The 11,447-nt window shown below is 52.1% G+C and carries 7 protein-coding genes; 3 read left to right on the forward strand and 4 right to left on the reverse strand.

Annotated features, from left to right (window positions below; genetic code table 11):
- Nucleotides 1–284: 284 nt before the first annotated feature.
- Nucleotides 285–980 (forward strand): uracil-DNA glycosylase, encoded by a 696-nt coding sequence (locus R6U67_RS03025; protein WP_410251185.1) that lies wholly within the window; start codon nucleotides 285–287, stop codon nucleotides 978–980.
- Nucleotides 981–1,023: 43 nt separating this feature from the next.
- Here R6U67_RS03025 and R6U67_RS03030 read toward each other — a convergent pair whose 3' ends face one another.
- Entirely contained in the window at nucleotides 1,024–1,347 is a 324-nt protein-coding gene (locus tag R6U67_RS03030) for a hypothetical protein (RefSeq protein ID WP_410251179.1), read from the reverse strand.
- Nucleotides 1,348–1,632: 285 nt separating this feature from the next.
- On the opposite strand from R6U67_RS03030, the gene R6U67_RS03035 reads away from it, so the two are divergent.
- Nucleotides 1,633–2,103, forward strand: coding sequence for a pentapeptide repeat-containing protein (locus R6U67_RS03035; RefSeq protein WP_410251180.1), 471 nt, complete (start codon nucleotides 1,633–1,635; stop codon nucleotides 2,101–2,103).
- Between the two features lie 28 nt (nucleotides 2,104–2,131).
- Here the strand turns inward: R6U67_RS03035 and argF are convergent, their stop codons facing one another.
- A complete protein-coding gene (gene argF / locus R6U67_RS03040) occupies nucleotides 2,132–3,052 on the reverse strand; it encodes an ornithine carbamoyltransferase (RefSeq protein WP_410251181.1) in 921 nt (306 codons plus the stop codon).
- Nucleotides 3,053–3,217: 165 nt separating this feature from the next.
- Between argF and R6U67_RS03045 the strand changes: the two genes are divergently transcribed.
- Complete coding sequence (locus R6U67_RS03045) at nucleotides 3,218–8,980, forward strand: protein kinase domain-containing protein (RefSeq protein WP_410251182.1); 5,763 nt, start codon at nucleotides 3,218–3,220, stop codon at nucleotides 8,978–8,980.
- 320 nt (nucleotides 8,981–9,300) lie between these two features.
- On the opposite strand, the gene R6U67_RS03050 is transcribed toward R6U67_RS03045, so the two are convergent.
- Entirely contained in the window at nucleotides 9,301–10,905 is a 1,605-nt protein-coding gene (locus R6U67_RS03050; protein ID WP_410251183.1) for a hypothetical protein, read from the reverse strand.
- Nucleotides 10,895–11,281: a hypothetical protein gene (locus R6U67_RS03055; RefSeq protein WP_410251184.1), complete on the reverse strand. Its 387-nt coding sequence runs from the start codon at nucleotides 11,279–11,281 to the stop codon at nucleotides 10,895–10,897. The genes R6U67_RS03050 and R6U67_RS03055 overlap by 11 nt, the downstream gene beginning before the upstream one ends.
- Between the last annotated feature and the right edge of the window lie 166 nt (nucleotides 11,282–11,447).

Genomic DNA, 11,447 nt, shown 5'->3' on the forward strand with positions numbered 1-11,447 from the left:
ATAGGGATAAAAACGCCGCTATCAACATTCTTAAGAAGGGGTTAAGTACCGTAGGGCATACGGGAACTTTTGGGATAGACCCAATAAACGCTTGGGGAGAGAATACCTCTACTTTTTCAGAAGTGATTTTGTCTAAGCAAGTAATCTCAATGAACCAAGAATCCCCGTCTCTTTAGAGCGGGGAGTGTCAACACCCCGCCTTAACATAGAGGGGTTGAATCGTCTGAATTTTCTGAGCGATTCTCTTGTTGTTATGTCGTCGTTATGTCGTCGTTATGTCTGAGATGTCTGAGAACGAACACCAATTAAGCCTTTTCGGGGACAGTCCCGCTGAGGCTCCGGCCACGGTATGCAAGGAACACATTCCGACGGATGGGACGCTGGCGATCGCACCGGGGACCTATGATAACCTCGCGCAACTGAATGACCATTGTCAACGCTGTCAACGCTGCGGCCTGGCGGCGACTCGCACTCAGGCGGTGGTTTCTCGGGGGAATCCCCAAGCGCCGATTGTCATTATCGGCGAAGGACCGGGACAACAGGAGGATGAGCGAGGATTGCCGTTTGTCGGCCGTTCAGGAGAATTACTCGAAAATATCTTAGCGTCTGTTAATTTCGATACAGACAAAGATATTTATATCTGCAACGTCGTGAAATGTCGTCCACCGGGAAATCGCAACCCCAACCCCAAGGAAATCGAAGCCTGTAAACCGTATCTCCTCGAACAAATCCGTTTAGTGAACCCTAAAGTTATTCTCATGACAGGGGCTGTAGCGGTTAAAACCCTGTTAAAGGAAAAGCGAGGCATCACTAAAATTCGCGGTCAATGGTTTGAATGGGAAAATCGCCTTTGTATGCCTATTTTTCATCCAGCCTATTTGTTACGAAATCCATCACGAGAGACGGGAAAACCGAAATGGTTGACTTGGCAAGATATGCAGGCAGTACGAGCTAAGGTTGAAGAGTTAGGCGCTCTGTAATTCTGATTTGGCAAGGGTTGACGGGATAACTGGATTGAATGTTCTAATTAGAATTTAGGTTCATCTTTACCGATTCAACGGTTTCAGAATTGCGAGAGTTGAACGATGATTGAATGTTTGCTGTCGGCACAATCATGGCTAACATGGAGAGGATTAGAATGGTCCAAGCTCCATAGAGGATAAAGCTCTCGCGGGTTGGTTTGTCGGAAGTCGGTAACGTCATACTATTAGCTGCCTTAACGTAATGGTTGGCGATGCGATCGCGATGGCTGGTGTAGGAGGGTTTCATAACTCGGGATTCGGGGGAATGAGAGGGTGGTTTTGGCTGTCGGGAGGGTTCGAGTTGAACCTGAGCCGTTTGGCTCAATGATTTAATTATCTCTGATAGGGTAGCCTATGTCTAAGACCTAAGTCGCGTCAATGGGTGAGATATCTTAGGGTCGGGCGCGATCGCAACCCCAGTCTCAGGCGATCGCGATCACAAGTTGGCGCTCAAGCCTAAGCGGGCCAAGGGTCTAGGGGCTTCAGCGGCCATGCCCGCCCTGCCATGCTATAAGTGAAAACGCTCTATTTTAGGGGAACATCGATCATGAACCTGTGGCTGAACTCGTCCAAACCGAGCCCTTTTACTCGCTGGTGTCGACAATCTTGGGTGTTACTGCTAATTGTGATCTTGGGGATGGGGATGATGGTCCCGGTGGCGATCGCCCAAGAGAACACGGTTAATTATACGCTCACTGACCTGCGCGATCGCGATTTTCATGAGGCCGACCTCGAAGGGGCCGCCTTAGCTGGGGCCAACATGAAGGGGGCTAACTTCGAGAACGCCAATCTGCGGGGAACGATCCTCACCAAAGGTAGTTTTTTTGAGGCTAACCTCGAAGGGGTAGATTTAACCGACTCCTTTGCCGATCGCGTGGTTTTTGATCGGGCCAATCTCCGCAACGCCATCTTTACCGATGCGATCGCCAGTAGCAGCACCTTTAACGACGCCACCATTGAAGGCTGTGACTTCTCCGGCACAATCTTAGACCGCTATCAAGTCGTCAAACTCTGCGATCGCGCCCGGGGAACCAACCCCATCACCGGCGTGTCCACCCGCGTGAGTCTTGGCTGTCATTAAGGTGCTGTTTTGAGGTGCAAGTGTTGCCTTAAACTGCTCCCAGAATACTGGCCAATAGGGCTTTCTGGACGTGCATCCGATTTTCCGCCTGATCCCAAACCCGAGAATGAGGTCCTTCGATGGCTTCATCGGTAATTTCCTCCCCTCGGTGAGCCGGGAGACAATGGAGGAGAATCACCTGAGAATCCGCATGAGCGATGAGGTCATCATTGACCTGATAGGGTTGAAAAACGGGGATGCGATCGCGAGCTTCGGCCTCTTGTCCCATACTGGCCCAAACATCAGTATAAATGGCTTGAACCCCTCGAACAGCGGCGATGGGGTCATTGAGGAGTTCAACCTTGGCGCGATCGCCGGCCAAATGACGAGCCTTCTCCACCACCTGCAAATGAGGTTCAAACCCGGGCGGTGTGGCGACTCGCACATTCACCCCTAGCAGAGCGCAACAGAGCATCAACGAATGAGCGACATTATTCCCATCACCGACATAGGTCACCGTTGTACCACGAATGTCGCCAAAACACTCCCGGAGCGTCAACAAATCCGCCAAGGCCTGACAAGGGTGAGCCAAGTCCGTCAGAGCATTGACCACGGGAATCTTGGCATAATGAGCAAAGGCGTCCAAATCCGCCTGAGCAAAGGTGCGAATGGCCACCACATCCAAATAGCGATCTAACACTCGCGCCGTATCCGCTAACGGTTCCCCACGGCCAACCTGAGTTACCTTAGGATTGAGATCAATCACCTGACCTCCCAACTGGTACATCGCCACCGAAAAACTAACACGAGTTCGCGTGGAGGCCTTATAGAACAGGAGTCCCAGGACTTTCTGACAATTTGGGGTTAGCTCTTGGGTTTTCAAGGCTCGTGCCAGTTCCAACAGCCCCTCAACCTCAGCGGCACTCAGGTCTGTTAGACTCAAAAAATCACGTCCGTTCAATCCACTCATCCTTGAGTTGGTTGTCATGGCTAACCCTCCTACAACACGGCCCGATTCCAAGGTTCATAGACTATACCATACCCCTTCTGCTGCCAGAGTCCACATCGAACAGCAACCCCAGGCCGATTCCCCGTTCCCCGTTCCCCGTTCCCTGTTCCGAAGTTCCCTCTTTTGATGATTCCACTTCCTGGCTATCACATCATCGAAGCGATCGCCGTTGAACCGAGCCCCAGCCTTGGTTCCGGTTCAAACCGCCATCGACGAACCCGTCCCAAGAACCATGTCTATCGGGGCTATCGTGAGCGCGATGGCCAGCCGGTGATCATCAAAACCCCGAGTCGAGAGTATCCTCAACTCACCGAAATTGCGCGTCTGCGTCATGAATACGACATTGCGGCGTCCCTCGATAGTCCGTATCTCATGGGGGCGATCGAACTCACCCAAACCCCGCGCTTAGCCGCCATTTACCGAGATATCGGCGGTATTTCCCTCGATCGCCTCTTCAGCGCCGAATCCTCAGTTCCCGATTCCCCAACGGCTTTTCTCAAACAGATCGAGATCGCCATTCAACTGGCCAAGGCCCTGCGAGATCTCCATCAGGCCAAACTGGTTCACAAAGACATCAAACCCTCAAACATTGTCTATAACCCCGAGCGCCAGCAGCTTCAACTCATTGACTTTGGCATCACCTCCCGTCTGTGCCAAGAAAACCATACCAGCACCAGTAATCGGCCCTTTCATAGTCTCGAAGGAACCCTGGCCTATCTCTCCCCGGAACAAACCGGGCGCATGAATCGGCGGCTGGACTACAAAAGTGATTTTTATTCTCTGGGAGTCACTCTCTACGAACTCCTAACGGGACGAGTTCCTTTTCTCAGCCATGATGCCCTAGAGCTAGTTCACTGTCATATTGCCAAGGTTCCCACTCCACCTCAACTGCTCAATCGGGATATTCCTCTACCCCTGTCCGATGTGGTGATGAAGCTGCTGTCTAAGAGCGCCGAAGACCGCTATCAAAGCGCCTTTGGTCTCCTCAAAGACTTAGAAAATTGCCAAGCGCAACTGGAGCAGAAACAGACAATTTCTCCCTTCCCCTTAGCTCGATTCGATCGCTCGGCGGAACTGCAAATTCCCGCCAAACTCTACGGACGGGAATCGGAAGTGGCTCGGTTGATGGAAGCTGGGGAACGAGTCATGTCTGGAGCCGGGGCAGAGCTGTTGTTGGTGTCGGGCTATTCTGGGGTCGGGAAATCGGTATTAGTGCAAGAAATTCATCGTCCCGTTGCCCGGTATCGCGGCTATTTTGCAGCGGGTAAATTTGAACAGTTAAAAGGCAATCTGCCCTATTTCGGCTTTCGTCAAGCCATCCTGGATATCTTAGAACAATTACTGGCTGAAAATCAGCAACGGCTGAATGCCGTTAAAACCTGTTTGACAGCGGCCTTGGCTGAGCCAATTCGGGCGACGTCTCTGTATGGCACGTCTGATGTGGCCTCGGCTGGGACTTCGACTGGGGCAACGACAGCGCCATCCGACTTAGATGTCCCAGGTTCACGGCCTCGGGTCAAGGTTCCCCGTGTCTTGGAGGAGATTCGTCAACGAAATTCGGTCATTTTGCCCGCTGTCGCCGCTGTGGACTATCAAACGTTGGCGTTGCATCTGTTGCCGGAATTGGCGGAGGTGTTGGAGAGTCCGAGTTCTTCAGAACTTCGAGAACTCCCTTGGCCCGGAGAGATCCCGGCGCGGATTCAACATGAGCTATTTTGCCGGATTTTCGAGGCGATCGCCCAACCGGGTCATCCGTTGGTCTTATTTCTCGATGATTTGCAATGGGCCGATACGGCGTCGATTAAGCTGTTGGCGGATTTGTTGCTGCGCTCAGGTACTGAGCGAGGCAAACCCCTATTACTGGTGGGGGCTTATCGGGATAATGAAGTCAATGCCAATCATCCTTTGCTGTTAACTCTCGAAGAATTGCAACGGGAGGGGATTCGTCCAGAACAGTTGAAGCTCAAAGGTTTAGATTTTGCCTGCGTTCAATCTCTGATTGCCGATAGTTTAGCGCTGTCTGAGTCGGAGGTCTGTCCGTTCGCCGATTTGATGTGGCGTAAAACTGATGGGAATCCCTTTTTCTTGACCCAGTTATTGCTGTCGTTGGCCCGAGATGAATTGTTGTTTTTCGACGGGTCTGAGGGGCGTTGGTGTTGGGATAGCGATCGCCTGGCCTCCGTCGAAATTTGCGAGAATGTGATTGATTTGACGGTGCGCAAGTTGCAAACCTTGCCCCAAGAAACCCAAAATTTACTGATGTTAGCCGCTTGCATTGGCAATCGCTTTGATTTGAGAGTGTTGTCGGTGGTGAATGAGCGATCGCCCCGTCGCACGGCGGCCGATTTATGGGAGGCGATCGCCCAGGGACTGATCATCCCCCTCAATGAAGCCTATAAAATTCCCTTGACCCTAGATGCGTCCACAGAGAACGAAGCTGAGGATGCCGAAATTGCGAAACTGCCGATTCGCTATACCTTTGGGCACGATCGCGTCCAACAGGCGGCCCTAGCTCTGATTAGCCCCGAGATTCGCCAGGATGTGCGGGTGCAAATCGGTAAACTTCTCTTAGCCAGTACGCCTCCAGAGGCTCTGGAGGACAGCATTTTTGAGATTGTCAATCAGTTTAATGCCGGGGCCGCGTTAATGGTTCATCCTCAAGAACGGCAACAGTTGGCTCGGTTGAACCTGATGGCGGCTCGTAAAGCGAAGGCGGCCAGTGCTTGGGAGACGGCCAGTGATTATTTGGATGTGAGCCGGATTGCTCTGGGGGATGAAGGTTGGCAACGAGATTATGATCTGACAATGGCGGTTTATCTAGCCGCCTTAGAGGTGGAAGTGGCCTTGGTGCAAGGGCGACCACCGAGATTTAACCGGATTCCGCGCTATCGCAGTGAGGTGTTGTTGGCGACGGTGTTGCGGGAGGCGCAAACGGATTGGGAAATGGCCCAAGCCTATTTTCAACAACTGCGCTTTTATGGGGTGTTGCAAGACCGTGATCTCGCCCTAGAGATGGCTCAGAAGCTGTTTGAGCGGTTGAGGGTTTCTTTTGCCCCGGAAGCGGCTAGGGTCGTGTATATGCCCCTACCAGAGTCCGTGTCGGGAACATTTGAGACGCTCTCCCCTGGGCTTGAGTTGGCTCTGCAAGGTCTGGATGTTTTGGCGGAGTTGGCGTCGTTGACGGATGCGGCGCTTCTGGAGCGGGCGATCGCCACTCAGTTGCAGGTGTTAGAGTCCCAGGGGGGGAGCCGAACTTGGGGACCATCTGCCGTGATGTTTGCTTGGGTGGCGGCTCTGGGGGCGGCTCACGGAGGCTGGCCGCAAGCTGAGCAGGGGGCGGAGTTGGCCCTCGATGGGTTGCGCTCTTGTACGTTGGGGATTCAGTCGTCGGAGTTGGCGACGAGGGTGCAAGTGCTGTTGGCGGCCCGGGTTCAACCCTGGTTTAAGCCGCTGTCTCAGACGTTACCGTCTCTGCGAGAGGGATTGCTGCTGGCGCGGGAACAGGGATGGCTCTCGGCGTTGGTTCAGGCGGCGTTTTCCTATTGTGGGCAGTTGTTTTGGGGAGAACCGACGCTCTCGGCGGTGCGGTTGGGGCAGAGTATGGCGATCGCCAGTCTCCAGGGAACTTATCCCCGCTTAGGGATGGCCCTGGGGCAAATTTGGCAGCCGTTTTTAAGTCGTTTGCTGGGTGAGGGCGTTGAGAGTGCGGCTGGTGAGGGGGGGGCGGCGATGCTGTCTCCAGAGGCGGGGGCGTTGGTGGACTATTGGCAAACTCTGGTGACGCTTCTCGAGGATCTGTTGTTTGGTGAGTGGGATCAGGCTCTGGCGACGGCTCGACGGAGTGAGCGTCTCTCGGGGATGGCTCTGGGGTTGGTGGATGGGGGCTATCAGTTGGCCTATCAATTGTTGGCGCGGCTGCGAGTGCCGTTGTCCCCTGAGGAGTTGTTGGCGGCCCAGGGCGATCGCGATCGCTTGGCGGACTGGGCGCAACGGGTTCCAGAGAATTTTGAGCCATTGCTGTTGCTGGTGCAGGCGGAGTTATGCCAGCAGCGAGGGGAGGTGTGGCCGGCGATGCAGCAGTATGATGCGGCGATTGCCAAGGCGAAGGAGTTGGGCCGCTGGTTTGATGCGGCGATCGCTCATGAGCAGGCGGCCCGGTTCTATCGGGTGGCTGGACGGGAGATGATCGCCCATGTCTATCGACAAGGGGCTGAACGCCATTATCAGATCTGGGGGGCGGGGGCGTTGGTGCGCCGGGTCTCGAGGTCGCAACCGCTGGCCCCGACGCTGGATCAGACCTGGAGTGATCCTCTCAATGCCACGCTGACGGATGCGCCGTTGGAAACGATTTTAGAGACGTCGATGGATGTGTCGTCGGGGGAGATGTTCGATCGGGTGACGGCGATTAAGGCGACTCATGCGCTTTCGAGTGAGATTGTCTTGGAGTCGCTGTTGAGCAAGTTGATTGAGATTGTTTTGGAAAATGCGGGGGCGCAAACGGGCTTTTTGATTTTGGCGGCGTCGGATGAGACTCTACCTCGGGGTGAGGTGCCGCCGTTGTTTGTGGAGGCGGCGGGAACGGTGACGACGGAACGGATTACGGTTCGTCAGGGACTGCCTTTGGAGCATTGTGAGTTGTTGCCCCATTCGGTGATTTATTATGTGGCGCGGCGGCGGGAGTCGGTGGCGTTGGATGATGCGGCGACGGTCGGGGCGACCCGTTTTTCGCCTTTACTCGGAGGGGTGGGCGGCCCTGAACGGTTTGCGAATGATCCTTATATTCAGCAATATCGCCCGCGATCGCTCCTCTGTGCGCCGATTGAACGGCAAGGAAAGTTGGTGGGGGTGCTGTATTTGGAGAATAATTTGACGGTGGGGGCGTTTACTCACGAACGCTTGGATTTATTGCGCTTGCTCTGTTCTCAGGCGGCGATTTCGATTGAGAATGCGACGCTTTATGAGAGTTTGCAGGCGTCGGAACGACGGGAACGGGAACGGGCGGAGCAGTTGGAACGCTCTCTGGCTCAGTTGGATTTGGCGCAACATCAGTTAATTCAAAGTGAGAAGATGTCGGCTTTGGGGCAGTTGGTGGCTGGGATTGCTCATGAGATTAATAATCCGGTGGGCTTTATTGTGGGCAATTTGACTCTGGCGGATAATTATATTCGGGATTTGATTGAGCATTTGCAGTTGTATCGCGATCGCCTTCCTGAGCCGGATGAGGAGATTTTGGATCATGCTGAGGAGGTGGATTTGGATTATCTGTTGGAGGATGCGCCCAAGTTGATGGCGTCGATGCAGGTGGGGGTCGATCGCATTCGCGAGATTAGTAAGGCGTTACGGACGTTTTCTCGCAGCGATCGCGATCAGCCGGTTCGCTATGATCTCCATGATGGTCTCGAAAGTACGCTTTTGATTCTCAAGCATCGTCTCAAGGCCAATCCGAAACGCCCCGAGATTCAGGTGCTGCGTCACTACGGCTCGTTGCCGGAGGTGCAAGCTTTTGCGGGACAGTTGAATCAGGTGTTTACCAATTTGATTGCTAATGCCATTGATGCGTTAGAAGAAGCCCGTCAGGGGATGAGTTTTCAGATGTTGCAACGAACTCCGAATCAGATTACGTTGACGACGGCTTTGTCTGAGGATGGGGATTGGGCGGTGGTTCGCGTGGCGGATAATGGTCGGGGGATGTCTGAGGCGGTGCGATCGCGCATTTTTGAGCGCAGTTTTACGACGAAGGGTGTCGGCCAAGGAACGGGCCTAGGTTTGTCGATTTGCCGTCAGATTGTGGTGGATAAGCATGGCGGCTCGATTGATTGTCAGTCCCGCTTGGGGCAAGGGACGGAGTTTATTCTGCGGATTCCTCTGCGTCGTCCTGGACAGGGCTGAGTTGCTCACGCTGCGTTGTTGGCTGATTGAGATGGCTCTGGTTTTGAAGGTGTTGATTTTTAAGTCAAGCGTACTTGCAGGTTGGATGTTTGGTTCCAAGTTTATAACCGAGAACCCCTCCCGCCTTTCCATGGATTATTGAAGGTATGTTTTCATTATAGCATGATTTTTCTGGGATGGTGCATGAATTTAATCCCATTTTTTCGCCCCAACTGGTTTTTCGCCCCGACTGGCTAGACATCTGACAACGAATTTAACGAATTTAACGTAACGAATTTAACGTTAAGTCAAGGTCGCGAGAAGGCCCACCGGAACCGATTCTACTGATCACCAATATCGTTTGAACTTTCGTCTTGGGTAACCTGGCTAATCTCGGTTACGTCCATTCCCGGTTTCGCCTCTCCCGAATTAATGCGGTTGGGGCGATTTTTCTCAATCCATTGCTTAGTCGTTTTCCAAGCTCCCCAGGAACAAAAGACACTCAATCCTAAAACCAGTAAAAATAGGATGGGTGCTGGTAAACTTCGTCCCTGGGGTTCGTCACTCGGTAAGGGAAGTTTCTCGGTAATCAATCCTGATGTGGAGGCGACAATCGCTCCCGCTGCAATCCCCACCCCAATTGACTGGATTTGGTCTTGTAAGTCTTCATTGGCGTCTTGTTGTTGCTGGGATAGCTCTTTTTCCCAGGCTTGACGACGGCGATCGCATTCGGCTTGATCCACTTCCACTAATCCCCGAATGGTGGCGATGGATTGATTGAGCAGATTTGACCCCGGATTGAAATAGTTTAAGTCCGCTCGGATTTGCTTCTGAAAGGCGATCGCCTCCTTCTCCACAAACACCCGAAACGGAGACAACGGCTCCTGAATCCGTTGTTCCATATGCTCCAAAATAGCTTGATAATTACCGCTGTTAATGGCAATACTATTGTGAGCATATTCCAAATTGCGTAACTCCTTGGAATACGCTAACGACTCCTTGAGCAGTAGTTTGAGCTTTCCCTTTAACTCTGCCAACTCTTTTTCCGATAACTGGCCCGTTTTCTGACTATTTAAATACTTAAAATTAAATTTATTTAATACTCCCTCAGTTTCATTAACAATACTATCCGCTTTATTGTAAAAGATGCGACTACTTAAATACATTTGTCGCACTTTGTGATAGTATAAAAATAAGCTTGGTAAATCCCAATAAAACTCCTGTAACTTGAGGGTTGGAGTTTCATCAAATAAAAACCAAATTAACAAATGACCATAGGGATTTTCCGCCGCTGTCTGTTTAGGATTGCCATATTCATAGAGATAGCCCCCTAGACAGTCGTAGGCGCGATATAACGGTGGAAACTTGTCAGAAGACGAGTCTGGGGGGAGATGAAAGAAATTGAGCCAACAGCGTCTCGCTAAACCATCTAATTCCCGGATATTTTCCGGTGGCGACCCCTCTAAATAAGCCGTTAAGAGCAGCGTTTGTCCCACATCCCCCAGGGGTGGCGGACATTGGGGGTTAAAACAATGATTGGGATTGAGGTTTCTAAGGTCAGACAGTATATAACCATCTAGTCCGAATTGTTCAGGACAGAAGAGATTGAGGTTGAGAGCGTAACAATCATGAAGGGATTGAGGATAGAGAAATCCTTGCAGTTTCTCATCTTTTGTGCTAATAAATTCGTATTGGTGGAGAGATTGAGGCGAGGTTGGGGTCAGTAACTCGGAGGTTCCGTTGGGGGTATCCGTTCGCAGGGAGAGGGAGGGGTTAATCCCGAAGGGGTCCAGGATATCTTGATACCGCTGTTTCAGCCAATGCAGATTTATCCCCTCTAGGTTTTCAGAGGAGGGGGTTTCTGGGGAGATGACCAAGCCATGATGGTATTGATAGGCGAACCAATAGAGGCTGGGAGCGTAAATAACGTCTGGGTTAGGACTCATTCGCGTTTTTGTCGAGCGCTTCTTCAACCTGACGGGTAATGAGAGCCTTATTGGCGGTTAAGATGGGTTTGTCTCCTTCGGGAAGTTGAGCCAGGTTGGGGTTATTTTGTTGGTTTTGCTGTTGGTTCCCAATGACGCTGGCGCGAATTTCGGGATAGGCGTTATCGTCTAAGGTAATCTCATGTTGGGAACACCAGTTTTTGATAAATGAGGCTAATCGCGGTTGGCTATCTTCTACGGGTTGAAGTTCCTGGAGAAAGTTTTGGAGTTGTGTCCAGAATTGCGGCGGTGTTTCCCGATTGCGGTTGGCGGCTTCGAGGTAGGTTAGGAAGGTGGTAATCGTTTGCAACGATTTGGACGGAATGCGATCGACCATTAGACATCTCTCCCATGACAATCAAGGTCTCTAGTTTAACATTCTTCGGTGGATTCTGGTTACTTGGGGGTGAATCCCAGAAACTCGGTTTCTTATTTTGGCGGAGGCGCGGTGCAAACTTGGGTCGAATACCAGAAACCGGGTTTCTTGGAGAAACTCGGTTTCT

Origin of the sequence: Sodalinema sp. (assembly GCF_046483825.1) — a bacterium.
GTDB lineage: Bacteria > Cyanobacteriota > Cyanobacteriia > Cyanobacteriales > Geitlerinemataceae > Sodalinema.